Genomic DNA, 25,931 nt, shown 5'->3' with positions numbered 1-25,931 from the left:
GACGGCAAAGGCGACGACACCCGCCATCGGGTTTAAAGCGGCGAAGCAAGAGGCTTCGGCAGAGGGCCGCTGCAGCCGCGCGCGCCATGGCGGCGAGGCGCAAGACGGGCAAAGCGGCGGCAGCGGGATGACAGGCAAAGTGCCTTGCGGCCTGAGGCATTCGCGTCACGCGTCACCGGGTTGCCCCGCATGATGCGTCGTGATGCGTCGTGATGCGAATACCTGGCGCGCGTTGATTCTTGACCTTTATTGTTCGTGACGCGTGAACGTGAGGGTTGCGCCGTTTTCGAGGATCAGTTGCAACTGCTGCGGCTCACGCATCTGCACACCGGTGCGGGCGATATGCGCCAGCGCATCGAGATAAGGCCCTTCGAGCCGGCTGCCTGGCGTGCCGGAGCAGGCCATCCGGGTGCCCGCGAGCGGCCCGAACGAGAGCTTGCCATCCTTGAGCGTGTACGTTCCCATATAGCGGTTGCAGCCCGAAAAGCCGCTGACACGGCGCTGGCCTTCCGCGACGGACAACGCGAGCGTCACGGGCTCGCCATTATCGCCATGAGGCACCTCGCGCAGGCTGCCATCGGCTTCCAGCCAGCGGGTGAGTTCCCAGCGGGTGTTATCGAGTAACTGGGTGGCCGCCGGATTGAAGGGATCGGGAGCAGCCGCGGACATATCGGAATGGGTTGGCATGGCACAGGCGCCTAGCAGGAGAGCCAGCGCGCAGAACAGCGCAGGCAAGCGCCATGCACGGCGCTGGGACGGGTGCGCGAGAGACGGCGAGAGATCACGCGTAGGGCGTAATGACGGGGTGCTGAACATGACTGCAATCCTGTTGAGGCGGACGAAGGCGTAAGGGTAACGCACTCCGGGCCAGGGACGCGAGTGAGCCGGGACTGCTTATGCAAAAGAGGAGGTTTTTAGGTGCCGCTGCATTTTTCTTTTGCTTAACGGGAACGGTCAAATTGCGCGCGTTACTTAAACCACGGTTTCTGGATGGCTGTCGCGGACAAGCGCTGTTTTTAATAAATCTGAGGGATGTTTTAATAAAATTTAAATTTTTATTAAAACATATTCAACTAAATAAAATTAAATTGAATAATGTCACAGAATAAATTAATTAAAAAACATATAGCCTCGACGAGCAAGATTCATTTGCCTGGGGCGGCGACAAATCCCGATTCAAAACAGGGTTCAAACCTGCACTCGCGCACAAGAAATCATGATGCGTCTGGTTCCATTTCCTTGAATAACCGGCACACCCGCCAGGAGAACAGCCAGCCTGAAAAAAATCGCCGCGCCTTCAATGAAAACGTTTCCCGTGAATTTAATGCCTTGCTAGAAAATTCACTGACATTGAAGTCGCTGCTCGATGCCCTGGACAGGCTGCCTGTCTGCCATGGTGCTAGCAATAAAATCGTGCTTGCGCCAATCCAGCTAAAGCAATTGGATGCACGCATCCAGATGCTTTCTGCCGACCTGGAAGCCAGGATGACGGGCCCGGAATGGGATGATATGGCGCAAAAAATGGGGCGGTTTGCCAGCCGGTTGGCGAACGCTACCCCGGATCTATACCTCGACGCTCTCTCGTCCTTGATCCAGTTGCATGAGGGCTCGCTCTCAGCTGAAACCCGGGTGAGCCTTGGCCAAAATCTCAGCGCCCTGATCGCGCGTCCTGTTGTACAAAAGATGGTGTGCCGTTTGCTCACCCTGACCCTGTCTGCAACACACCCCGCTGCAAAAGATGTCGCTTTGTTGATGCAGGCGATGAAAGGGGGGGGCGACGAGGTAGCCGCAGAACTCATGCTGTTACAGGTGAATGACCAGTATCGCAATCTGAACGACTGGCACCAGAACCTTCTGTGGAAAGCGTGTGAATTTTTCCGGGAGCGGGGGCATACCCTTCAGAGCGAAATCTTTCTGAAAAAAACGAGCAGGCAGATCGCGCGCTTTGATTCAATGAATGAGTTTCAGATCTCCAAACTCATGTTCGCTCTGGGTGGCATGCCCGCCACGCCCGCGACCGAATCGATACTGGAGGGGCTGATTCCACTGATCCAGCAGGGGCGTGGCTGGAACGCCGCGGCACTGGCATTTGCCCTCAATGGTTTACGAAATATGTCCGGGACACAAGCCACGGCACGCATGCTGGCGACGTTAATCCAGAAGATCGCGGCGAGCGGAGACTGGGCCCTGCACCAGCTATGGCACGCTTTCAAGAGCGTGAAGACCATGGGCAATACGCTTCAGACACGCGCGCTGCTCGGCGCACTGCTACCGAAGTTCAGGGCAGCGATCCAGGACACAAACCTGGATATAGAAAGTACAACGTGGATTCTGTTAGACCTCAAACCATTTTTTGCGACAAGTGAACTGGCCGCGCTGCTGAACGAAAGCATGCTCAGACTGGACAGAATGGAGAGCTTGCCGGTACCGCAGCACGCGTCATTGATCAATTTGCTGAATTGTATCGAAGACTCATCGATGGCCGAGCGTTTTTTACGTTTGCTGCTGTCGAAATTTGACGCTACGACGCAGTGGCCGCTCGATGAAATACGTTATGCGCTGAGTGGCGTGAGCGAGTGGGAGGACGGTCCATTGGTCCAGGCACTGATGTCGCGCCTGACGGCAAAAATTCCCGCTGGCGAACTCGACTGGCGCGGCGTCATGGCGCTGTTTCAATATTTTGGCAAACGCGGTCAGGCCAGTGGTGCGGACGAACTCATTAAGCAAGTGTTAACGCGGCGTGTCGTCGTGGCCGAAAACGTAGAGTTTGTGAAAATCGTGGTGGCGGATGCGCTGTTTGGCATGGAGAAACTGCTTTCCGAGTCGCCCGTGGCGTGCCACGGATTGCAAGTGCTGGCGGCGCAAGTCTCGGTGGAATTCGGGCCTCATATATTCAAAGGGCCGATATGGCGGATGGGGCAGATCATGAATCTGGTTGCCCCCGAGTTTCCTGAACGCGCGTGGCTCGATTTGCATGGCTGCAGCCATCGGCTGGCAAAGGAGGTGACGCGCGTTGCGCTGGAGATGATGTATTCGATGGCGTATCTGCCACCCAAACTTCATGTCGTGTATGGCGGGAGTTCGCACAGGTCCGCCAACGTGGGGGTGATGAAGGACATCGTGACAACGCTGCTGGATTCGGCCGAGTGGCTCAGAAAGCTTCCTGGCCAACGTGACTATCAGTTCACGGAAGCCGACCTGATTTTCGAGCGGGATGGAAAAGGCGTGCCAGGTTACGTCAGAGATCATATGAACCACATAATGAGCACCTTGCGCTGATTTCAGCCGGGACGCGGCTCACGAGGCTTGGTGTGAGCCGGGTTCCCTTGTACCGGCCAGCGCTTGCTTCGACTTGGGCCTACTAGAAAGGCGTAGCCTGGAATTTTTTTGTGCCGTTGAGCTGGCTGTACTGTGTGTAGATCTCGTATCGGTCGCCGGAGATTCGGCTGTACTGGGCGCTGACCGTTTGTCTCTCCTCAGCGGAGAGCCCTGAAAGACGGAGGTAGAGTCCGGCAATATAGAGTTTGCTGACGGCCGGGATCGTCGACGAATCGGCGATTTTTTCGGCTTCTCTCGCCGTGAGATAACTATCAAAGATCCCACTGGTTTGTGATTTCCATTGAGGCCGAATCCGAATTGAAGGCCATATGCGAATCTGAATCTGAATCGAAGATCGAATCCGAATCTGTATAGAAGGTCGCGTCCGAATCCGAATCCGAATCCGAATCCGAATCCGAATCTGTATAGAAGATCGCATCCGAATCCGAATCCGAATCCGAATCCGAATCCGAATCCGAATCCGAATCTGTATAGAAGGTCGCGTCCGAATCCAAATCGGGGACCCGCCCCAAATCCAGGTCTGAATCCGACTCAAGCATCCAGCTCCTCTCCGACAGGGGCGAGGTTTGCAGGTCCATGCCGAGGGTGTCGTGTACGTTGCTAGTCTCTGAATAGACGATTTGCTGGACGTTGCGCCCGTTGATTCCGCATGGTTGGATAACGGGATTCGTTGTCTGCTGTGGATTCAAATTCGAGGTTGACGGTGCACGGGTAAGCTGGGGAACGCCGGACATCTAATGACCTGTGGGATTGAATGAAATGTGGTTAAGTAACGCTTCTGTTGCCTTGGTTCCGTGTCTGAACGCGTCCCGTCATTGTTCCGGGCCCTGGCAGCCCGCTTCGCCGCGGTCTCGCGCGCAAATCGCTTACCCTCCGGTCTTTCACTCCGCGCTTTCGCCCTGCGTGGCGCATTCCGTTTTTTGTTTTTCGTTGCTTCCTCTCAAGGAGATCGCATGCAAACTGGCCAGCGGCTTGGCACGCCTCTTTCCCCCAGCGCCACACGTGTGATGCTGCTCGGCGCGGGCGAGCTCGGCAAGGAAGTCATCATCGCGTTGCAGCGGCTCGGCGTCGAAGTGATTGCGGTTGACCGCTATCCCAACGCGCCGGGCCATCAGGTCGCGCATCGCGCGCACGTGATCGATATGACCGATGCCGCCGCGCTCCACGCGTTGGTCGAGCAGGAACAGCCCCATCTGGTCGTGCCCGAGATCGAGGCCATTGCCACCGAGGCCCTGGTGCAGATCGAAGCCGATGGCCTCGCCGAAGTCATCCCCACGGCCCGCGCCACGCAGCTCACGATGAACCGCGAAGGCATTCGCCGCCTTGCCGCTGAAACCCTGGGCTTGCCGACTTCGCCCTATGCCTTCGCCGATTCGCTCGATGCGCTGCGCGCGGGGATTGCCCAGGTGGGGTTCCCGTGTGTCGTCAAACCGGTGATGTCGTCGTCAGGCAAAGGCCAGTCCGTGCTGCATTCCGATGCCGAAGTCGAATCCGCCTGGCAGCACGCGTTAGCGGGCGGCCGGGTGAACCATGGGCGCGTCATCGTCGAAGGCTTTGTCGCCTTCGATTACGAAATCACGTTGCTGACCGTGCGCTCGCGCGAGCCGCACAGCGGGGCGATTCAAACATCGTTTTGCGCGCCGGTCGGGCATCTTCAGGTGGCGGGCGATTACGTCGAATCCTGGCAGCCGCAGCCGATGTCTGCGCTGGCGCTCGCGCGTGCGCGCGAGATCGCGCAGCAGGTCACGGCGGCGCTAGGCGGACGCGGGCTGTTTGGCGTCGAGTTATTTGTGCGCGGCGACGAGGTCTGGTTCTCCGAGGTCAGTCCCCGGCCTCATGACACGGGCCTGGTGACGTTGTGTTCGCAGCGCTTTTCGGAGTTCGAGCTGCATGCGCGGGCCATTCTTGGCTTGCCGGTGGATACCACGCTGCAAACCCCTGGCGCGTCGGCGGTGATCTACGGCGGACGCGATGAAGCGGGCATCGCCTTCGACGGTATCGCCACGGCGCTAGCCGTGCCGCAGTCGGATTTACGCCTGTTCGGCAAGCCGGAGAGCTTCATGCGGCGGCGCATGGGGGTGGCGCTGGCTACCGGCGCCTCGGTCGAGGAGGCCCGCGAGCGCGCTCGCCAGGTCGCTGCGGCCGTGCAGCCAGTGGCCGGGCAGCCGGTTTGAGATGGGCTTGGGGCGAGCTTGAAGTGGATGAAGCCCTGAGCCTTTTGTCCGGCGTCGATTCATTCGAAAGAAAAGCAGCGCACAATTCGCTGCACGCGACGCTGCACTGCACGTGACGTTTGAGCGGCGTGCGGTTGCGTTTTATTTCTGTCTTCTTTTTCAGGTTTTATTTTCTAATGCATATCGGTAACAAGATTCGCTTCACGATTGCTGTGCCCGTTTCCGTTTTTTCTTCATGGCGCCGCCGGCTGGCGCGCGCGTTTTCTCTTGCGGTTGGTGCGGGGCTGCTGCTGGCGACAGCCGGTTGCGGCCTGATGGCCGCGCCGTGCCGGGTGGCCTCGGCGGGCTTGAAGATCGTGCCGCTGGTGGGCCACGTGGCCGCCGCCCCGACCGATGTCTGTGCCGATGTGGTCGATCCATGAACCGTGTCTCACGCAGGTTTGTCGTGAGCCGTTTTCCTCTGCCAACAACAAGGAGCATGCCGATGAAGCCGTGGTTGAGCGCTATCGCAACGGGCCTGGGCGCCCTCGCACTGGGCAGCGCGGCGTGGGCCGCGCCGCTGAAACTGGCCGAAATCCAGACGAGCGGGCCGCACACCAGCAGCCAGTACACCTGCACCACGGGCAAGCCGTTGCGGGTGAGGTATCTGAATGCGGTGAATGGCCAAAGCTTCGCGCTCGTGCCGGTCAAAGGCAAAACGCTGCTGTTCGTGAGCACCGTGGCGGCGTCCGGTGTGAAGTATCAGGCCGAAAACTACACGTGGTGGACCAAGGGCGAGCACGCGGATCTGTACGACGCGATGGCGGGCGACAACGCGCCGCCGCTGCTGTCCGGCTGCGTCACTTCGCGGCCCGCCTCGCGTTAAGCACGCGCCATGACGCCGCCCACCAGGCTGCCTGCAAGCCGTGCGATTTTATCCGGGCGCGCGGCCGCCGCCGGCCCCAGGCGCCCGTCCTGCTGTTTTCCGTTCCCAGTCGTGCCGGCCGCTTGCGGCCTGCGCGCGTTCGTCAAGCGAGACTCCTTATGAAAGCATCCGATCTGTTCGTCAAAGCACTCGAAGCGGAAGGCGTGGAATACGTCTTCGGCATTCCCGGCGAAGAAAATCTCGATTTGCTGGAATCGTTGCGCCGCTCGCGCATCCGGCTCATCCTCACGCGCCACGAACAGGCGGCGGGTTTCATGGCGGCCACCTATGGGCGTCTGACGGGGCGCACGGGCGTGTGTCTGGCGACCCTTGGCCCCGGCGCGACCAACTTCGTCACGGCGGCGGCCTACGCTCAACTGGGCGGCATGCCGATGCTGATGGTGACCGGGCAAAAGCCGATCAAGTCCAGCAAGCAGGGGCATTTCCAGATCGTCGACGTGGTGCGCATGATGGAGCCGCTCACCAAATACACGCGGCAGATTGTCTCGATTGGCAATATTCCAGCGCTGGTGCGCGAGGCGTTTCGCCAGGCGGAGGAAGAGCGTCCGGGCGCGGTGCATCTGGAGCTGCCCGAAGACGTGGCGCACGAGGAGGGCGACGGCAAGCCGATTCCGAAGAGTTTCAGCCGCCGTCCGGTAGCCGAGGAAAAAGCCGTCGCGCATGCGGTCGAAGCCATTTGCCGCGCGCGTCATCCGTTGCTGATGATCGGCGCGGGCGGTAACCGTAAAACCACGCGCAAGATGCTGCGCGAGTTCGTGGACCAGATCGGCATTCCGTTTTTCACCACGCAGATGGGCAAGGGCGTGATCGACGAATCGCATCCGCTGTGGCTGGGCAACGCCACGCTCTCGGATGGAGACTTCGTGCACCGCGCCATCGAGCACGCCGACTGCATCATCAACGTCGGCCACGACGTGATCGAGAAACCTCCGTTTTTCATGCGCGGCGGCGATGCGGGCGAGAAAACCGTGATTCACGTGAACTTTCTCGGCGCGCAGGTCGATCCGGTGTATTTCCCGCAGATCGAAGTGGTGGGCGATATCGCCAATGCCGTGTGGCAGCTCAAGGAAAGCCTGAAACAGCAGCCTTCCCATTGGGATTTCAGCCGCTTCGCCATGATCAAGCAGCATTTCGAGGCGCATCTGGCGCGCGGCCAGCTGGATGACCGCTTTCCGATGTACCCGGTGCGCATCGTCCAGGATGTCTACGAGACAACGCCGGTGGATGGCATCGTCTGTCTCGACAACGGCATGTACAAGATCTGGTTTGCGCGCTACTACCGGGCGCACGAGCCGAACTCACTGCTGCTCGACAACGCGCTCGCCTCGATGGGCGCGGGGCTGCCCTCGGCGATTGCGACCAAGATCGTTCATCCCGAGCGCAAGGTGATGGCGGTGTGCGGCGATGGCGGTTTCATGATGAATTCGCAGGAACTCGAAACGGCGGTGCGTCTGGGGCTCGATCTGGTGGTGCTGATCGTGCGCGATGATGCCTTCGGCATGATCCGCTGGAAGCAGGAGAACATGAACTTCCCCGATTACGGCATGACGCTGAGCAACCCGGATTTTGTCGCGTATGCCGAAAGCTATGGCGCAAAAGGCCATCGCATCACCGCCGCGGACCAGTTCGCGCCTTTGCTGCGTGAATGTTTTGCCACGCCCGGCGTGCATGTCATCGATTTGCCGATCGATTATTCCGACAACGAGCGCGTGCTGAACCGCGAGATCAAACGTCTGAGCGCCCAGCTTTGAGCGTGGCTTTGCTCGCCCGGCCCGAGCCCAGGCATTGGGTCGAACCCTGTCATTGCAACCCGGAGTACGTGTCATGTTGAAAGCCAGCTACCCGTATTACCTCGCCAACGAAGCCATCGCGGCGAATACCGATCTCGAAGTTACCGACAAATACAGCGGCGAAGTCGCCACCCGCGTGGCGCTAGCCGATGCCCGCGCGATCGACGCCGCTATCGGCCATGCGGTCGCGGCGCAGCCTGCCTTGCGCGCGTTCGCGCCGTACCAGCGCCAGGCGGTGCTGGAGCATTGCGTCAGCCGTTTCCGCGAGCGCTTCGATGAACTGGCCATGGCGCTGTGCATCGAAGCGGGCAAGCCGCTCAACGATGCGCGCGGCGAGGTCACGCGCCTGATCGACACGTTCAAGGTCGCGGCGGAAGAAGCCGTGCGGCTCGATGGCGAGATCGTCAACCTCGAAATCTCGGCGCGCGCGCGGGGCTACCACGGCTATGTGAAGCGGGTGCCGCTGGGCCCCTGTTCGTTTATTTCGCCCTTTAACTTTCCGCTGAACCTGACCGCGCACAAGGTCGCGCCCGCGATTGCTGCGGGGGTGCCGTTCGTGCTCAAGCCTGCCAGCCGCACGCCGGTCGGCGCGCTCATCATGGGCGAGATTCTGGCGCAGACGGATCTGCCCAAAGGCGCGTTTTCGATTCTGCCCGCGCACCGCGATGGCGCGGATTTATTCACCACCGATGAGCGTTTCCGGCTGCTATCGTTCACGGGATCGCCCGCCGTGGGTTGGGCGCTGAAAAACAGGGCGGGCAAGAAGAAAGTCATTCTTGAACTCGGCGGCAATGCGGCGGCGGTAGTCGATAGCGACCAGCGCGACAAACTCGATTACGTGGTCGAGCGCCTTGCCTTTGGCGCGTTCTATCAGTCGGGGCAAAGCTGCATCGGGGTACAGCGCGTTCTCGTGCATGCCTCGCTGTATGACGCGCTGCGCGAGCGGCTGGTGGCCAAAACCCGCTCGCTGGTCATGGGCGACCCGAAAGACGAGAAAACCTTTGTTGGCCCGATGATCTCCGTCGGCGAGGCCGAGCGTCTGGCGGGCTGGATGGCCGATGCGGTGCAGGCCGGCGCGAAGATCATCGCTGGGGGCCAGGTGAAGGGCGCGATGTTCGAAGCGACGCTGCTCGAAAACGTGCCGCGTACCTCGGACCTCTATCGCAAGGAAGCGTTTGGCCCGGTGGCGATGCTGGAGCGTTTCGACGATTTTTCGCAGGCGCTGGCCGCGGTCAACGACAGCGATTTCGGCTTGCAGGCAGGCATCTTCACCGATTCGCTGACGCATGCTCATCGCGCGTGGGACGAGCTGGACGTGGGCGGAGTGGTCATTAACGATGTGCCGTCGTTTCGCGTGGACAACATGCCGTATGGCGGCGTGAAGGATTCGGGGCTGGGCCGCGAGGGCGTGCGCTATGCCATCGAGGACATGACCGAGCTGCGCCTGATGGTGATGCGTCAGCGTGGCTGATGCAGGACGTGAAGCCTGGTGTCAGGTGTCGGGCGCCGGGCGCCTGAAACCTGACGCGTGATATGTGATGCGCGTGATATGTGATGCATAAGGCCAGCCGCGTGGCGCCTGGCTTCCCCGCCCGGAGCCCGCTGGTGCCCGGGCGGCGGGGTGTTACAATCGCGCTTTTTCCGGCGGTGTGTTATGCCGTTGGCCGGAGCCTGGCGTAACCGGTCACATTTGAGCGCTATCTTCCCGCCTGTCTTTGAGTCATGGTTGAGTCCTGCCGTGAGTTTCACCGTGAAGCCCACCGTGAGCCTCGTGCAGCACACCGTGACTCCGCCTTCATCCCAATGCCCTTGCGGTTTTAGCGCGGTTTTTAACCACGTGATATGCCGTAGAGGCGCATGACTTAGCGAATGCCACCATGTCCGACACCGCCGCCACCGACACGCCTTCAGCCCCAGTTGCGTCTTTTACCCAGTTCGGCCTTGCCGACGATATCTTGCGGGCTGTCACCGAACAGGGTTACACGACGCCCACGCCCATCCAGGCACAGGCGATTCCGGTTGTGCTGGCCGGACGCGACATGATGGGCGCGGCACAAACCGGAACGGGCAAGACAGCGAGCTTCTCGCTGCCGATCCTGCAACGGCTGCTGCCGCATGCCAGCACGAGTGCCTCGCCTGCCCGCCACCCGGTGCGTGCGCTGATCCTCACGCCCACGCGTGAGCTGGCCGACCAGGTGGCGGCCAATGTCTTGTCCTATGGCAAGTACACGCCGCTGCGCAGCACGGTGGTGTTCGGCGGCGTGGATATGAACCCGCAATCGGCGGAACTGCGCCGGGGCGTCGAAATCCTGATCGCTACGCCGGGCCGCCTGCTCGATCATGTTCAGCAAAAAACCGTGCAACTGGGCCAGGTGCAGATTCTCGTGCTCGATGAAGCCGACCGCATGCTGGACATGGGTTTTCTCCCCGATTTGCAGCGCATCCTGAACCTCTTGCCGAAAGAGCGTCAGACGTTGCTCTTCTCAGCGACGTTCTCCGGCGATATCAAGAAACTGGCGGCGACTTACCTGCGCGATCCGCTGACCATCGAAGTGGCGCGCAGTAACTCGACTGCCGCCAACGTCACGCAGATCGTTTATGAAGTAGCCGAAGGCGACAAATCGCGGGCGGTGGTGCAACTGATCCGCGAGCGGGGTTTGAAACAGGTCATCGTGTTTTGCAATAGCAAGATCGGCGCGGGCCGGCTGGCACGGCAACTGGAGCGCGATGGCGTGGTGGCCACGGCGATTCACGGCGACCGCACGCAAAACGAACGGATGCAGGCGCTGGAAGCGTTCAAGCGCGGCGAGATCGAAGCCCTGGTGGCCACCGATGTGGCGGCCCGCGGGCTGGATATCGCCGAGCTGCCTGCGGTGATCAATTTCGATTTGCCGTTTAGCGCGGAAGATTATGTCCACCGGATTGGCCGTACAGGCCGCGCCGGGGCGCTGGGCGATGCACTGTCGCTGTGCAGCCCGAACGAGCGCAAGCAACTGGCGGATATCGAGAAGCTGATCAAGCGTCCGCTGGAGGTTCAGCGGCTCGCGGTGACGGTGCCGCTGCGGCATGTGCCCGAGGAGCGCGGCACGGGCGGGCGTCGTGAGCGCGACGAGCGTTCGACACGGCGGCGCACGTCAGGCACGCATGAGCGCTCGTATCAACAGCCGCACCATGGGCGTAGCGCGCCGGTCGACGATTTTTTCCTGAAGCCTTATGAACCCTCGCCCAATGCCCGGCCGGTGGATGAAGCATCAGGCACGTCCGCGGCGCGGCCTGCCTCGAAGCAGCCGCTTGCGGCCTTGCTTGGCGGCTTGGGCCGGCCACGCAAAGACAACTCGTCTTCCTGATTACGGATTGCCTGATTACTGATTACTGATTACCCGAGCGCCTGGGTTGAGCTGAAGGCGAACAACAGCGTGCGGTACCGGGAGGCTTTTCCTGGGCTGTGCGCTGTTTTTGTTTTTGAGGTTTGTTTTCGCGCGGTGTTTCTGGTTCAGGTTTCAGCGCAAAGCGCGGATGTCTGATGACTCATGCGGCACGAAGCGCTGTGCCCAGGCCGCCGTTGCAGCGGCATAAAACGCCTCCAGCGAAACGGCCGCCGCCGTGGGCAAGACCAGTTCCAGATGACGGGCGGCCGCCAGCAGCGCGGGCAGCGGGGCGGTGTCATCGAGCGGCGCCGCGCCCGTTTGCTTGCTGAGTTTTTCTCCTGCAGCGTTAGTGACCACCGGCACATGAAGATAGCGCGGCGTGGGCACTTGCAGGCAGCGTTGCAGATAGATTTGCCGTGCCGTCGAATCAAGCAGATCGGCACCGCGCACGATATCCGTGATACCCGCCTGTGCATCGTCGACGACGACTGCCAGTTGATACGCCCATTGACCATCTGCCCGCAGCAGGACGAAGTCGCCGACCCCGGTGGCCAGATTCTGGCTTTGCGCGCCTTGCCAGCGGTCGTCGAAACGGATCACCGCCGCAGCCTCATCCGGAACCCTGAGCCGCCACGCACGCGCGGATCGTCCATGCAGACCCGTGCGGCATGTGCCGGGATAGGCGAGCGTGGCGTGGCGTGCATGCGCGTGCAGCAGTGAATCGGCGATTTCCTTGCGCGTGCAGCCGCAGGGGTACAGCAGCGGCCGCGGCCCGGCGCTTGCCTGAAGCGCATCGAAGGTTTGCTGGTAATGGGTGTAACGCTGGCTTTGCCAGACCGGCGGCTCATCAGGGTGAAGGCCGAAGCGCGCCAGCGTGCCGAGGATGGCCTCTGCCGCGCCTGGCACGGTGCGCGGGCCATCGAGGTCTTCGATGCGCACCAGCCAGACACCGTGATGCGCCCGTGCATCGAGCCAGCTCGCTAGCGCGCTGACCAGCGAGCCAAAATGTAGCGGCCCGGTGGGCGAAGGGGCGAAGCGTCCGCGATAGCGCATGGCGGCTGTCTGGAAAGCGCGCTTGAGTTCAGAGCCGGAGGCCGTACTGGCCCTGCAAAATCAGTGCGCCGGCAGAGCGTTGTTGCCAGCGTTCGCGCTGGCCTTCTTGCCACCCTGGCCGTGATAGCGCTCATGACACGCGGGGCAAGTCTTGCCCGCGACATACAGCGGCGAGCGCTGCGCTTCCGGGCTGACTACGGCGCGACAGCCAAAGCACTGCACGGTGGCGGTGGGTTCGAGTTGCGGGTTGAGCGCGGTGCGATAGTCGAAGACAAAGCAGTCGCCGTGGTAATGCGCGCCGCCGACCTCTTCGAAGTATTTCAGGATGCCGCCTTCCAGCTGATAGACGTGATCGATGCCGAGTTCTTTCATGTAGATCGCTGCTTTTTCGCAGCGAATGCCACCGGTGCAAAACGACACCACGGTCTTGCCGTCGAGATCCGCGCGATGCTGTTCGATGACAACGGGAAACTCGCTGAACTTGCTGATGCGGTAATCGAGCGTGTTGTCGAAGGTGCCGACATCGACTTCGAAGGCATTGCGCGTGTCGAGCATGACCACGGGCCGGCCCGAATCGTCATGGCCCTGGTCGAGCCAGGCCTTGAGCGTCGGCGCATCGACGGCGGGCGCGCGTCCCAGTTCAGGCTGGATGGCCGGTTTGTTCATGGTGATGATTTCGCGCTTGAGCTTGACCAGCATGCGGCGAAACGGTTGTGTTGGCGACAGGCTTTGCTTGAACTGCAACTGCGCGAATTTGCCTGCAAAAAGCGGATCGTGGCGCAGATAGTCGATGAAGGCGTGGGCCGATTCAGCGCTGCCTGCGATAAACAGGTTGATGCCTTCCGGCGCTAGCAAGACCGTGCCACGCAGGCCGAGCTCCTCGCAGCGGCGGGTGATCAGCGGACGCCACTCGGCTATGGCTTCAAGGGTTGCAAACTGGTAGGCGGCAAGATTGACGATGCTCATGATGGTTTAGCCGTGAAGGCCGCAAGTAACAAATGACAGGTAACAGGTGAAGGTGGGCGCACCGGGCGTGAAATCAGGCGCGCGGCCCGATCTCACGGATGCCCATGGCCCATGAGCACATGGGCCATGAACATCAAGCCCGTGCCACGCTTTCTGGCAGGAAGGCCCGCAAACAGCCGCTGCCAGGCGCCGTGCGCCGGGATGAGGCTGGGCAAAGCGCAGGATGGCATGCCGGAACCCAGCATTATCGCTCATCCAGATGATCCTCCTCGCATGGCTCGCACGATACCTGGCCGGATGGCCAGCAACGGCTGAATACACAGGTTGGCCCCTGGTTTTGGCGGAGGGTCGAGTTACAATGGCGCCCATGCCAGATCCCCGTTTTGTCCATCTCCGCGTTCACTCCGAATTCTCCATTGCCGATGGCATCGTGCGTCTTGACGATATCGTCAAGGCAGCGGCCAAAGACGGTCAGGGCGCGCTCGCGCTCACCGATCTCAGCAATGCCTTTGGCCTTGTCCGCTTCTATAAGGAAGCCCGCAGCAAAGGGGTCAAACCCATTGCCGGGTGCGATGTTTGGATCGCCAATCCCGACGACCGCGATAAACCCTCGCGCCTGCTGCTGCTGGTGCGCAACCAGCGCGGTTATCTGAACCTGTGCGAACTCCTGAGCCGCGCCTCGCTCACCAACCAGTATCGCGGACGCGCCGAAGTCGCCGCCGAGTGGCTGGCTACTGGCTTGGGCGAGGGGTTGCTGGCGCTGTCCGGCGCGCAGCTCGGCGACGTCGGCATGGCGCTGGCCAACGGCAACGAAGCCGCGGCCCGGCGTCACGCGCAACGCTGGGCGGAGATTTTCCCGGGTGCGTTCTATCTTGAGCTGCAACGCTGCGGCCAGCCGGGTGGCGAAACCTGCGTGCAGCAAACCGTGGCGCTGGCCACTGCGCTCAAGTTGCCCGTGGTTGCCACGCACCCGCTGCAGTTCATGATCCCCGACGATTTCACCGCGCACGAAGCGCGCGTGTGTATCTCCGAGGGCGACATGCTCGCCAACCCCCGGCGGCCCAAACGCTTTACCACCGATCAATACTTCCGCACGCAAGACGAAATGGCGGCGCTCTTCGCGGATATTCCTGCGGCGCTCGCCAACACGGTCGAAATTGCAAAGCGCTGCAATCTGACACTCGAACTCGGCAAACCCCGGCTGCCGCTTTTTCCGACGCCGGATGGCCTGTCGCTGGACGACTACCTGGTGCAATTGTCGCAAGAGGGGCTCGAAAAGCGCCTGCTGCAGCTGTATCCCGATCCGGTTGAGCGCGAGGCGCAGCGCCCCGTCTATAACGAGCGTTTGCACTTCGAATGCGGCACGATCATTAGCATGGGCTTTCCAGGCTACTTCCTGATCGTCGCGGACTTTATCAACTGGGCCAAAAATAACGGCGTGCCCGTGGGGCCAGGGCGGGGCTCGGGGGCGGGCTCGCTGGTGGCCTACGCGCTGGGCGTGACCGATCTCGATCCGCTGCGCTACAACCTGCTGTTCGAACGGTTCCTGAACCCTGAACGGGTCTCGATGCCTGACTTCGATATCGACTTCTGCCAGGAAGGCCGTGATCGTGTGATCCAGTACGTGAAGCAAAAGTACGGCGCGGATGCGGTGTCGCAAATCGCCACGTTTGGCACGATGGCGGCCAAAGCAGCGGTGCGCGATATCGGCCGCGTGCTCGATCTGGGCTACATGTTCACCGATGGCATCGCCAAGCTGATTCCGTTCAAGCCGGGCAAGCACGTCACCATCGCCGACGCGATGAAAGAAGAACCGCAACTGCAGGAGCGTTTTGACAACGAAGACGAAGTGCGCCAGTTGCTGGAACTGGCACAGCGCGTTGAAGGCCTGACGCGCAACGTCGGCATGCACGCGGGCGGGGTGCTGATCGCGCCGGGCAAGCTGACCGATTTTTGCCCGCTCTACACGCAAGGCGACGAAAGCGGTGTGGTGAGCCAGTACGACAAGGACGATGTCGAAGCCGTGGGCCTGGTGAAGTTCGATTTTCTGGGTTTGACCACGCTGACCATTCTCGATTGGGCTGAGCGTTATATTCGCCGGCTAGACCCGGCGAAGCACGACTGGCTGCTCTCCGGGGTGCCGCTGGATGATTCCGCCGCGTTCACGATTCTGAAAAAAGCCAACACTGTGGCGGTGTTCCAGCTTGAAAGCCGTGGCATGCAAGGCATGCTCAAGGATGCGCAGCCGGACCGTTTCGAAGACATCATCGCGCTGGTGGCGTTGTATCGTCCGGGCCCGATGGACCTGATTCCCAGCTTTTGCGCGCGCAAGCACGGACGCGAAGTGGTGGAGTACCCCGATCCGCGCGTCAAGCCTGTCCTGCAAGAGACCTACGGCATCATGGTCTATCAGGAGCAGGTGATGCAGATGGCGCAGATCATCGGCGGCTATTCGCTCGGTGGCGCTGACCTGCTGCGGCGCGCGATGGGCAAGAAAAAAGTCGAGGAAATGGCCGAGCATCGCGCCTTGTTCCGCGATGGCGCGGCAAAAAATGGCCTGAGCGCTGAAAAAGCCGATGAGATTTTCGACCTGATGGAAAAATTCGCGGGCTACGGCTTTAACAAGTCGCACGCCGCCGCGTATGCGCTGCTTGCGTATTACACCGCCTGGCTGAAAGCGCACCATCCTGCTGAATTCATGGCGGCCAACCTGTCGCTGGCGATGGACGATACCGACAAGGTCAAGATCCTGTTCGAAGACTGTCTGGCCAACGGCATGAGCGTGCTGCCGCCCGACATCAACCAGTCGGCCTACCGTTTCGAGCCGGTGGCTCCGGCCCCGGGCAAGGTGCGGGCGGATACGATCCGCTACGGCCTGGGCGCGATCAAGGGCAGTGGCCAGAACGCGATTGAAGACATCCTGCGTGCGCGGGAGCAGGACGGGCCCTTTATCGACCTGTTCGATTTTTGCAACCGCGTCGACCGGCGCATGGTGAACCGGCGCACGGTCGAAGCGCTGATCCGTGCGGGAGCGTTTGACCGGCTGCACGATAACCGGGCGCAACTGATCGCCTCGGTCACGCTGGCCATGGAAGCTGCCGAACAGGCCAGCGCCAATGCGATGCAGGCAGGGCTGTTCGACATGGGCGACGCGCCATCGCAAGGGCATGAACTGATCGCCGAGTCCGCCTGGCCCGACAAGAAAAAACTTCAGGAAGAAAAAAGCGCTCTCGGGTTCTATCTTTCGGGGCATCTGTTCGATGCGTACCGCGCTGAGATCCGGCGCTTCGTGCGGCAGAAAATCGGTGAGCTGAAAGAAGGGCGCGACAAGCTTCTGGCTGGGGTGATCGTCTCGTTGCGCACGCAGATGACCCAGCGCGGCAAGATGCTGATCGCGTTGCTGGACGACGGCAGCGGCCAGTGTGAAGTGACCGTGTTCAACGAACTCTTCGAAGCCCACAAGGCACTCTTCAAGGAAGACGAATTGCTCGTGGTGCAAGGCCAGGCGCGCAATGATGCGTTTACGGGCGGCATTCGTTTTACCGTCGAAGCGGTGATGGACCTGGGCCGCGCCCGCAGCCGCTATGCCGAAGCGCTGAAAGTGCAGATGAACGGCAACGCCGATGCGCTCGCCTTGCGTCGCGTGTTGCAGGCGCATTGCGTGCCGCCGGTGGTGGCGATGGCGGCAACGGCCGCACCTGCGCCTGCCGTGCGTGGTGCGCGCGATGCGCGTGATGCTTCACGTGACGGCTACGGCGGCCACGGCTCGCGCCGGCGCGAAGCCGAGCCCGTGGTGCAAGGCTTGGCCGTGCAGGTGGTTTATAGCAATGAGCGGGTACAGGCCGCGGTGCAACTGGGCGAGTCCTGGCGCGTGATTCCCGGCGATGAATTGCTGGCCGAGTTACGTGCCGAGTTCGCCGGCAGTTCGGTTGAAATCGTTTATTGAGGCCAGGCCAGGTTCGCCGCCTGGCCGTACCCGTCGTACCGTTGTAATCCGCGGTTACGTGGTTTGCGGGTTAGTGCCTGCAATGGCGCACGCACCCCGCCAGCGGCTCAGGATGGCGGCGTATCGTTGGCCTGCTGCGTGCGATGCAGATGGTCGAGCTTCAAAAAACGGTAATAGACGGTTTGCGCATTAAACACCGCGATCATGAAGCCGGCGCGCCCATCGAGAAACCCGCATCGCATCACGTAGGTTCTCAGGAAAGCCCAGGTGCCGCGTCCCAGCGCTTTCGCCAGGCCGCCGCGCTGGCCTGCCGCATAGCGCTGTTGCGCCGCCGCGCTTGAGTACGCATCGAGCTTGCGCAACACGGTTTCGAAGTCTTCGTACGAATGGTGCAACAGTTTGCCGTGGAGGCGCTGCGCAGACGTAGCGAAAACCAGGCGTTCATGGACCAGGTCATCTGAAAACCGGGCGCAACCCCGGCGAAAAAGACGCGGAATCCAGTCCGGATACCAACCGCTGTGATGAATCCACTGGCCGCAAAAGCAGGACAGACGGTCCACGGCGTAGACCTCGGCGTCCGGCGCGGCGATGGCGGCGCGAATGGCTGCCGCCAGTTCGGGTGAAACCACTTCGTCGGCATCGAGCGATAGCACCCAGGTGGTGTCCAGTGCCTCGATCGCACGGTTTTTTTGCGGGCCAAAACCCGGCCAGTCAGGCTGCTGGATGACGCGTGCCCCATGAGCGCGAGCGATGTCGATGGTGCCGTCGGTGCTGCCGCCGTCCAGCACGACGATGTCGTCGGCAAAGGCGACCGACTGTAAACATTCGGCGAGCCGGGCAGCGGCATTATGGGTGATGAGTGCAACGCCGAGCGTGACGGTTTTCATGCATGAATGCCTGAGAGTGGCCGGTGAAGAGGCTGTCTGATGTAGCGTTTTTACCGGCGCGGGTTGAAGCGGCCGGGTTGACGCCGCGTTCGCCGCAAACTTGCCACCGCCCCCTGCCAGCGCGGCTGGCAGGGGGCGGTGGCGGGCGCGAGCAGGGAGTATACACAGCACGCCGCTCGGCCCGAAAGGGCGTGTACTGACGGCTACAATGCTGTTTTTTTTATTTCCCGCCAGCCAGTTGGTCTGGTGGATTTTCAGCCGTATTTTCAGAGGATCTTGTGAGCGCCAGGCCCACTGTCAAACCCACCTTAAGCAAGCCCATCGGTTCCGGCGAGGCTTCGTCGCCCGCTGTCGTATTGCGCCGTCTCTGGCCGTATATCAAACCTGTGATCTGGATCGTGGTGGCCGCCATCGCCGCGATGGCGCTGAGCGCCGCCACGGACGCGGCTATTCCGGCCCTGCTCAAGCCGTTGCTGGACAAGGGCTTTGGCGTGCATGCCAGCGACAACGCCAAATGGTATGTGCCGCTCGCCGTGATCGGCCTCGCGCTGGTACGCGGCGTGGCGCAATATGCCTCGGGCTATCTGCTGTCGTATGTGTCGAACCGGATCCTGCTGGAGCTGCGTCTGAAGATGTTCGACCGGATGATCCATACCAGCGTCGCGTTTTTTCAACGTGAAACCGCGAGTACGGTGATCAATGCCATTGTCTTCGAAGTCAACCAGATCCTGAATGTGCTGACCAGCGTGATGGTGACGCTGGTGCGCGATTCGCTCACGGTGGTTTTTCTGCTGGGCTACCTGTTTTATCTGAACTGGCGTCTGACGCTGATTGTCGCCGTGCTGTTGCCTGGTATCGGCTGGCTGGTGGGCAAGATTAACCGCAGGCTACGGCGGCTGAACCGCGAGAACCAGCTGCTCACCAATGAGCTGTCTTACATCGTCGAAGAAGCGGTCGGCGGCTACAAGGTCGTCAAGGTCAATAACGGCGAGCAATATGAAAACGCGCGCTTTGGCGCCATGAGCCGCCGCCTGCGTGGCTACTCCATGCGCATGACCGTCTCGGGGGGCCTTGCGCAACCGCTTACTCAGTTTCTGGCCTCGATCGCGCTGGCAGTGGTCATCACGATTGCCGTGGTGCAGTCGTCGAACGATCAGACCACGGTGGGGGGGTTTGTCGCATTCGTCACGTCGATGTTGCTGATTATTTCGCCGCTCAAGCATCTGATGGACGTCAACCAGCCGTTGCAACGTGGCATGACCGCAGCCGAGCTGATCTTCGGCCTGATCGACGAACCCGCTGAGCCCGCCGGTGGCGGCAAGCCGCTTGAACGGGCCTCGGGCGCCATCGAGTTTCGTGATGTGTCGTTTGGTTATGGGGCGAGCCAGATGGGCCAGGAAAGCCAGCGCTTGACGCTGAATCAGGTGTCGTTTTGCGTGGCGCCTGGTGAGATGGTGGCGCTGGCTGGGCCATCGGGGGGAGGCAAAACGACGCTCGTCAATTTGCTGCCGCGCTTTTTCGATCCGGCTAGCGGTGAGATTCTGCTGGATGGTGTACCGCTGTCCGAGTACAACACGCACGATCTGCGCAGCCAGATCGCCATGGTGAGCCAGGACGTGGTGCTGTTCAACGACACCATCGCCCATAACGTGGCCTATGGGCAGACCGCCGATCTCGACCGCGTCGTCGCGGCCTTGCGCGCCGCTAACCTGTGGCAGACGGTGGAAGCGATGCCCGATGGCATCGAGACACTGATTGGCGACAACGGCACGATGCTCTCGGGCGGCCAGCGCCAGCGTCTGGCGATTGCCCGGGCAATCTACAAGGACGCGCCGATCCTGATTCTCGACGAAGCCACTTCGGCGCTCGATTCCGAATCCGAGCGTTATGTCCAGGATGCGCTCGAAACCCTGATGAAGGGCCGCACGACACTGGTGATTGCGCACCGTCTTTCGACGATCGAGCGCGCTGACCGGATTCTGGTGCTGGAAGCCGGGCGCATTGTCGAGCGCGGCAGCCACCGCGAGCTGCTGGCGCAAAACGGGTTGTATGCGCATTTGCACCGGATTCAGTTTCAACAGACTTCGTCTTGATTGATGGCCTGGGTTAGGAGCGGTGCAGGCCGGGAGGTTATTCAAGACAAAACCCGGCTTCATTGAAGCCGGCTCGGGAACCCCACGCATGAGCCATGATGCAAGCGAAAACGCGCTATCGCGGCCAGTGGTGCCTGTGATGAGTGCCTGTGAGGAGTGCCTGTGAGGAGTGTGTCTTCGCGGTATGGCGTCTGCCGCGATTCATCGTCCGCGCCTGTCACCTCCGGTTCAAGGCCTTCGCGTTTTCAGCGTTTGCGTATCACCCGTTTGAGCCACAGCATCGGCGCATACACCCACGGACACACCGTATACAACACCAGGCGCACTCTAAGCCCGAGCTTGATCGCCGGGTTGCGCCGACATAGCGCTAAGCGCGCGCGCGCATCCGGTGCGCTGAACATCGCCTGAATAAACCGCTCGCGGGCAAGCTTGCCGGCAAGCGCCACACGCATCGCCGCGCCGATTTCGCTTCCCGCCATGTCGGCGTCGCGTTGCAACTGCGCCAGTTCGGCGAGCGCATAACCGTTGCTTTGGCGCTGCCGTGCAACCAGATCGGCGCTCGAGCGGTAACGCCGCTTGCGTGACAGGCCGCCGCGCCGGTAGCGCACCAGCGGTTCGCGCAGACTGAGCGCGCCACCGGAAACCAGCGCGCGAAACGTCATGATCTGGTCTTCGGCCATCGTGCCGGGCAGCATCGGCCCAAAGCGCTCGAAGAGCCGCCGCGACCACGTGTGCGCCGCGCCGATCAGCCAGGGCCGTTGAGCGAGCCAGTCGTCGAGCCCACGATAAGCGCCCAGATCGGTCGGGCTCATGCGCTCGTGAATCATGCCGTGCTCATCCATATCGGCGAGATCGGTGGCGATCAGGTCGGGACGGCGCTCATGGGCCAGCCAGGTCTCGACCACACGCGTGCAACGCTGTGGCAGCGACATGTCGTCGCCGGCTGCGACGAACAGCAACTCACCGCGCGCCATGCCCGCCAGACGCGAGAGATGCGCGCTGATGCCTTCATTGACGGTATTGCAGCGGATGCTGACCTGATGGGGCCCTGCGTAGCCGCGCACGGCTTCTTCGATGGCGGCGAAGGTGCCGTCGCCGGAGGCATCGTCCGAGATCAGGATTTCCAGCGGTGAATAGGTTTGCGCCAGCACGCTGCGCACGGCGTCGGCGACGACGTGCTGCTGCTTGTAGGCGATCAGCAATACCGAAACCAGCGGGCGGGTGGGGCTGGCGGAGGCGGAGGAAGCATCGGACGCAAGGTGGGTCATCGCGGCATGAATCGCTGAGAGTGGGATCGTGAGGGTGGAGCCGGAAGCAGGAGCGTAGAGGGTGAGGCGGCTAGATTCTAATCGGTCCGGCGCGCCAGAGGCTTCCATTACTTCCATTACAATTGCGCCCTCGAACGTGCCCCTCTGCATTCAGCCTGGCTTCGGCCAGACGCTGGATGCCTCTGGCGTCGATAGTCCATGGCTTTTTCCGTGCTCGCTCAAGAGCCTTACCGGGGTTTTCCGTTTTGTCCGACTCGACTCGTTTCGTTACTCCTCTTGCCGATACGGCGCTGCCGCTGACTGATCTCGCGCTCACCACGCAAGCGCTGAAAAATAGTGGCGGCGCGGAGCGCTATACGCGTGATGTGATCGCGGGTTTGCATCGTTTAGGGGTGCGGCCCACGCTTTTTGCCCGCGAAGTGGACCCGCTATTGCCCGAGGCGGCGTGGGTCGAGGCGCAGCCGCTGAATGTGCGCTGGGCGCCGCGCAAGCTGCGCAACCGGGCGTTCGACTGGCGTCTCAAGCTGCGGCTGCGTGCGCATCGTCCGGCGAAGATCATTGCGATCAATCATTCGACGCACGCTGACGTGGCGATTTGTGGCGGTACGCATCCGGGATCGCTCGAAGCTGAAGCGCGCCCAGTGCGGCGCAGCGATGTCTGGCAGATCGCGCTGGAGCGCCAGGTGTACACCCGGGCGCGTGCGGTGGTGGCGCATTCCCAACTGATGGCGCGTGAGTTGCAACGTTTTTATGACGTACCGTCCGAGCGCTTGCATGTGCTGTATCCCCCGGTTGATACCGCGCGCTTTGTGCCGCTCGACGATGCCGCGCGCCGCCGTGTGCGGCAGCAATATGGTTTGCCTGATGACAGGGTGATTTTCCTGTTCTCTTCAACCAGCCACAAACGCAAAGGCTACGATTTGCTGGAAGCGTTTTTTTCCCAGACCACGTTGCCGGTCTGTCTGGTGGTCGCGGGGCGGGGCGTGCCCAGAACCAGCGACACGATCCGTTACGTCGGTTATTGCCGCGAGATGGAAAAGCTTTTTGCCGCGGCTGATTTTACGGTGGTGGCATCGGTGTACGAGCCCTTTGGCCTGGTGGGCGTGGAGTCCGTGCTGTGCGGTACGCCGGTGATCATTGCCGAAAACGTGGGATCGGCGGAGACGGTGACGGGGCCCGCGAAAATCGGTTTTTCGCGCGCTGTGCCTGGGAGTTTCGAGCAGGCCATCGACGAGGCCATCGGACGCGTGCAGCAAGGTGACGCCCGTATTGCCAGCCCGTTCGCACATCTGGCCTATAACCCCAGCGTGGACGAGCACGTGGGCGAACTGTACCGGCTGACCGCGGCGCTTTAGGGCACGAAAAATTTAAGCCGTGCCGCACTCTGCCTGGGCGATTTCGCGTTTGCGCGCGTCGATCATGGCGAGGAACGTCGCGCTTAAAAGCGCCAGCAGCACGGTCACCATGATGGGTACCAGCACGTCGATGGTGAGCCCGAAGATGATGGTGCTGGTGGATACGGCCAGCCCCGAATAGGCCGCCGCGCGAATCGCCGGATCATTGGCCTGGCGGTTGCGCCAGAAGTACACCGAAATGCCGAAATAAAACAGGAAAAGACACAGCACGCCGACCGTTCCCATCTCCGCTAGCGTCGAGAAAAAATCACTGTGCGCACGTTCGTTGACAATCTCGGCTTTCACTTCGCCGTTTTGCGCCATGTCGCGCAGGGACTGCATGAGCCGTCCCTTGCCGATGCCATAGACCGGATGCTTCGTGAACAGATGCCACGACGCTTGCCAGAGCTGAAGACGCAAGCCGATGGAGGTATAGGCATCGCCCTGGTTGAGCAGGGCGATGTCGGTGCTGGCATCGACGACACGCTGCTCGATGCGGCCTGTCGAGAACAGCGCGGCGAGGCACAGCGAGAGCGCCAGCAAGGCGGTGATCAGGCGTTTGCGCTGCGTGAACCAGCGATACTGTGCGCCGAGCAGGACGAGGAAAACGGGCAACGCCAGCCAGCCGCCGCGTGTGCCCGACAGATAAGAGGCGTAACCGCCGCCTAGCAGCGCCAGAATCTTGATCGCAAAGGGCCGCCAGTCGCGCAGGTCATCCCAGCCTAGCGTGAAGAGGGAGAGAAACGCGAGCAGCAGCGCGGTGTCGCCGAACGGAATCGCATTCGTATAGTAATTACTGAGGCGGCTTGTGCCATTCCAGCCCCCCTGGGGCCGGTCCATGAGGGCCCACACGCCAACCGCCAGCCCTCCCGCGGCACAGCCCCAGCCGATCATGCGCAACGCCCGCGAGGGCAGTTGCCGCAACAGCAGGAACACCACGAGCGCCAGCATGAAACGCGAGAGCGCATCGAACTGGCGTGGTAGCCAGTAACCATTCACGAGTTGCTGCAGACCAATCGACACCATAAATGCGAGCATGGCCGCGGTGTACCAGCCATAGGTTTGCAACGCCTTGAAATAACCGGGTGTGCGCCGGTTCACGAACAGGGCGCCGATACCTAATGCGGCTAATGCAAAAAAGCAGTATCCCGTGCCGCCGCGCCACACTAAATTGACTGCTGGGGCTAGAAACAGCAAGACGGCGCTTAACCAGACCAGAGTGGGGGTAAAAATCATAGAGTGTGAAGTCGTAAAGGCTCTCCCGTGCTGGTCGTTATTGCTACGGCGGGAACCGTATCTGTGCGAACTGGGAGAGCAGAGCGACCGCGATTATAACCGCGGGCAAACTTCTGGCAGATTGTCATTTTGTGTAAACGTTGTTGCGTTGTTGCGTTGTTGCGTGCGCCAGATTGGCTGGGTTGCCGTTGTCTTGAGGGTTATCCGGTGGGTTATCCGGTTTTCCCCGGGCGGCAGCGTACAATTTCGCTCCGGGCTTCGACGGACCGGCTGGCATACCCGCTAAAAACGCGGGCCGGGTATCTCAGCCAGACCGTTTGTGCCAGCACGCTGCTCGTCCGACTAGCTGGAATAACGGCTCTTCGGCAGTTCATACCGCCACTCCAACGGGTTTTCATTCTGATGTTTTCAATCATTATTCCGACGTGGAACAACCTGCCTTATCTGCAACTGGTGATCGAAAGCGTGCGGCGTCATTCGACCTATGCGCACCAGATCATCGTGCATGTGAACGACGGCTCGGACGGCACTCTGGCCTGGGTGCGCGAGCAGGGCATTGAACATACCGCGTCACCCCAGAACATCGGCATCTGCCACGCGGTAAACCTGGCGGCAGCACGCGCTACCCAGGACTACGTGGTCTACATGAATGACGACATGTATTGCTGCCCAGGCTGGGACGCGGCGCTCGTGCGCCATCTGGCAGCGATGCCGGACGATGGTCTGTTCATGCTGTCGGGCACGATGGTCGAGCCAGTGGATTCCGGCAACCCGTGCGTGGTGGTACGCGATTTTGGCCGGGAGGCCGGGCAGTTTCAGGCAGCGGAACTGATTGCCGCCATGCCTCGCCTGGTTCGCGCTGACTGGTATGGCGCGACCTGGCCGCCCACGCTGGTGCGGCGCGACTGGTGGCACAAGCTGGGCGGCTATAGCAGCGAGCTGAGCCCAGGCATGAGTAGCGACAACGATTTCTCGATGAAGCTGTGGCATGCGGGCTGCCGGGTTTTTCTTGGCGTGGGTGACAGCCTCGTCTATCACTTTCAGCAAAAAAGCACGGGGAAGATCGTCAAAAATGACGGACGGCGTCAGTTTTTGCATAAATGGGGCATGACGCAGGCGACGTTCGACCGTTTCTATCTGCGCCGTGGTCAGCCCGCAAACGATGTCCTGGTATTGCCCGAGCCGCAAGCGACGGGTCGCTTGCGCCGGGCGCAGCTCAAATCGCGGATCAAGCGCGCACTGACCTGATTCCGCCCGGTTCTGGGCCGGATTGTTGCGTTATTGAGTTATTGCGTTGTTGAATGACCGGGTTCGTGCAAATAGCCTGGAGTAGAGCGTTGCACGATGCATACGGTTTATGTGGCAAGACGTCGCAGCGATGCATGATGGGATAGGCTGGGTCCCGGTCATTTTATTCATGCATTGACGTTAATCATGAAACGCCCTCGTATTCGGCTATGCGCCAGAACAAATACGCTTCGCGTATGGCGAT

At 61.3% G+C, this 25,931-nt stretch carries 18 protein-coding genes; 11 read left to right on the top strand and 7 right to left on the bottom strand.

Annotated features, from left to right (window positions below; all coding sequences use genetic code 11):
* Positions 1-246 precede the first annotated feature (246 nt).
* Positions 247-816 (bottom strand): META domain-containing protein, encoded by a 570-nt coding sequence (locus GH657_RS17055; RefSeq protein ID WP_153102202.1) that lies wholly within the window; start codon positions 814-816, stop codon positions 247-249.
* Positions 817-1,095: 279 nt separating this feature from the next.
* Between GH657_RS17055 and GH657_RS17050 the strand changes: the two genes are divergently transcribed.
* The gene (locus GH657_RS17050; protein ID WP_153102201.1) at positions 1,096-3,279 is read left to right on the top strand and encodes a hypothetical protein; all 2,184 of its coding nucleotides are present in this window, start codon (positions 1,096-1,098) and stop codon (positions 3,277-3,279) included.
* Between the two features lie 311 nt (positions 3,280-3,590).
* Here the strand turns inward: GH657_RS17050 and GH657_RS17045 are convergent, their stop codons facing one another.
* Positions 3,591-4,073, bottom strand: a complete 483-nt coding sequence (locus tag GH657_RS17045) for a hypothetical protein (RefSeq protein WP_153102200.1) — start codon at positions 4,071-4,073, stop codon at positions 3,591-3,593.
* A 219-nt stretch (positions 4,074-4,292) separates the two neighbouring features.
* On the opposite strand from GH657_RS17045, the gene purT reads away from it, so the two are divergent.
* The 6 genes from purT to GH657_RS17015 all read left to right on the top strand — a co-directional run bounded on the left by purT (position 4,293) and on the right by GH657_RS17015 (position 11,575).
* Complete coding sequence (purT, locus tag GH657_RS17040) at positions 4,293-5,513, top strand: formate-dependent phosphoribosylglycinamide formyltransferase (protein ID WP_153102199.1); 1,221 nt, start codon at positions 4,293-4,295, stop codon at positions 5,511-5,513.
* Between the two features lie 176 nt (positions 5,514-5,689).
* Positions 5,690-5,935, top strand: coding sequence for a DUF6726 family protein (locus tag GH657_RS17035; RefSeq protein ID WP_153102198.1), 246 nt, complete (start codon positions 5,690-5,692; stop codon positions 5,933-5,935).
* 62 nt (positions 5,936-5,997) lie between these two features.
* Positions 5,998-6,378, top strand: a complete 381-nt coding sequence (locus GH657_RS17030) for an MliC family protein (protein ID WP_153102197.1) — start codon at positions 5,998-6,000, stop codon at positions 6,376-6,378.
* Between the two features lie 158 nt (positions 6,379-6,536).
* Entirely contained in the window at positions 6,537-8,189 is a 1,653-nt protein-coding gene (locus tag GH657_RS17025; protein ID WP_153102196.1) for an acetolactate synthase large subunit, read from the top strand.
* A 73-nt stretch (positions 8,190-8,262) separates the two neighbouring features.
* On the top strand, positions 8,263-9,699 hold the full coding sequence (locus tag GH657_RS17020) for an aldehyde dehydrogenase family protein (protein ID WP_153102195.1): 1,437 nt from the start codon (positions 8,263-8,265) through the stop codon (positions 9,697-9,699).
* Positions 9,700-10,105: 406 nt separating this feature from the next.
* On the top strand, positions 10,106-11,575 hold the full coding sequence (locus tag GH657_RS17015; protein WP_153102194.1) for a DEAD/DEAH box helicase: 1,470 nt from the start codon (positions 10,106-10,108) through the stop codon (positions 11,573-11,575).
* A gap of 153 nt (positions 11,576-11,728) precedes the next feature.
* Here GH657_RS17015 and gluQRS read toward each other — a convergent pair whose 3' ends face one another.
* The gene (gluQRS, locus tag GH657_RS17010; protein WP_153102193.1) at positions 11,729-12,649 is read right to left on the bottom strand and encodes a tRNA glutamyl-Q(34) synthetase GluQRS; all 921 of its coding nucleotides are present in this window, start codon (positions 12,647-12,649) and stop codon (positions 11,729-11,731) included.
* Between the two features lie 60 nt (positions 12,650-12,709).
* Positions 12,710-13,615, bottom strand: coding sequence for a sulfurtransferase (locus GH657_RS17005; RefSeq protein WP_153102192.1), 906 nt, complete (start codon positions 13,613-13,615; stop codon positions 12,710-12,712).
* A 358-nt stretch (positions 13,616-13,973) separates the two neighbouring features.
* Between GH657_RS17005 and dnaE the strand changes: the two genes are divergently transcribed.
* On the top strand, positions 13,974-17,561 hold the full coding sequence (gene dnaE / locus GH657_RS17000) for a DNA polymerase III subunit alpha (RefSeq protein WP_153102191.1): 3,588 nt from the start codon (positions 13,974-13,976) through the stop codon (positions 17,559-17,561).
* Positions 17,562-17,668: 107 nt separating this feature from the next.
* Here the strand turns inward: dnaE and GH657_RS16995 are convergent, their stop codons facing one another.
* Positions 17,669-18,448 (bottom strand): glycosyltransferase family 2 protein, encoded by a 780-nt coding sequence (locus GH657_RS16995; protein WP_153102190.1) that lies wholly within the window; start codon positions 18,446-18,448, stop codon positions 17,669-17,671.
* 278 nt (positions 18,449-18,726) lie between these two features.
* Here GH657_RS16995 and msbA point away from each other — a divergent pair, with 278 nt between their 5' ends.
* Positions 18,727-20,541 (top strand): lipid A export permease/ATP-binding protein MsbA, encoded by a 1,815-nt coding sequence (gene msbA / locus GH657_RS16990; protein ID WP_246174209.1) that lies wholly within the window; start codon positions 18,727-18,729, stop codon positions 20,539-20,541.
* 245 nt (positions 20,542-20,786) lie between these two features.
* Here the strand turns inward: msbA and GH657_RS16985 are convergent, their stop codons facing one another.
* A complete protein-coding gene (locus tag GH657_RS16985) occupies positions 20,787-21,809 on the bottom strand; it encodes a glycosyltransferase family 2 protein (protein ID WP_153102189.1) in 1,023 nt (340 codons plus the stop codon).
* Between the two features lie 245 nt (positions 21,810-22,054).
* Between GH657_RS16985 and GH657_RS16980 the strand changes: the two genes are divergently transcribed.
* The gene (locus GH657_RS16980; protein ID WP_246174208.1) at positions 22,055-23,164 is read left to right on the top strand and encodes a glycosyltransferase family 4 protein; all 1,110 of its coding nucleotides are present in this window, start codon (positions 22,055-22,057) and stop codon (positions 23,162-23,164) included.
* Between the two features lie 12 nt (positions 23,165-23,176).
* On the opposite strand, the gene GH657_RS16975 is transcribed toward GH657_RS16980, so the two are convergent.
* Positions 23,177-24,439 carry an O-antigen ligase family protein gene (locus GH657_RS16975; RefSeq protein ID WP_153102187.1) on the bottom strand — a complete coding sequence of 421 codons (1,263 nt, stop codon included), beginning with the start codon at positions 24,437-24,439 and terminating at the stop codon, positions 23,177-23,179.
* A 402-nt stretch (positions 24,440-24,841) separates the two neighbouring features.
* Between GH657_RS16975 and GH657_RS16970 the strand changes: the two genes are divergently transcribed.
* Positions 24,842-25,687 (top strand): glycosyltransferase family 2 protein, encoded by an 846-nt coding sequence (locus GH657_RS16970; RefSeq protein WP_153102186.1) that lies wholly within the window; start codon positions 24,842-24,844, stop codon positions 25,685-25,687.
* The last annotated feature ends 244 nt before the right edge of the window (positions 25,688-25,931 follow it).

Origin of the sequence: Paraburkholderia hayleyella, from assembly GCF_009455685.1 — a bacterium.
Taxonomy (GTDB): Bacteria; Pseudomonadota; Gammaproteobacteria; order Burkholderiales; family Burkholderiaceae; genus Paraburkholderia; species Paraburkholderia hayleyella.
The sequence above is the reverse complement of the archived record's forward strand: the minus strand, read 5'-3'. Positions and strand labels throughout refer to the sequence as shown.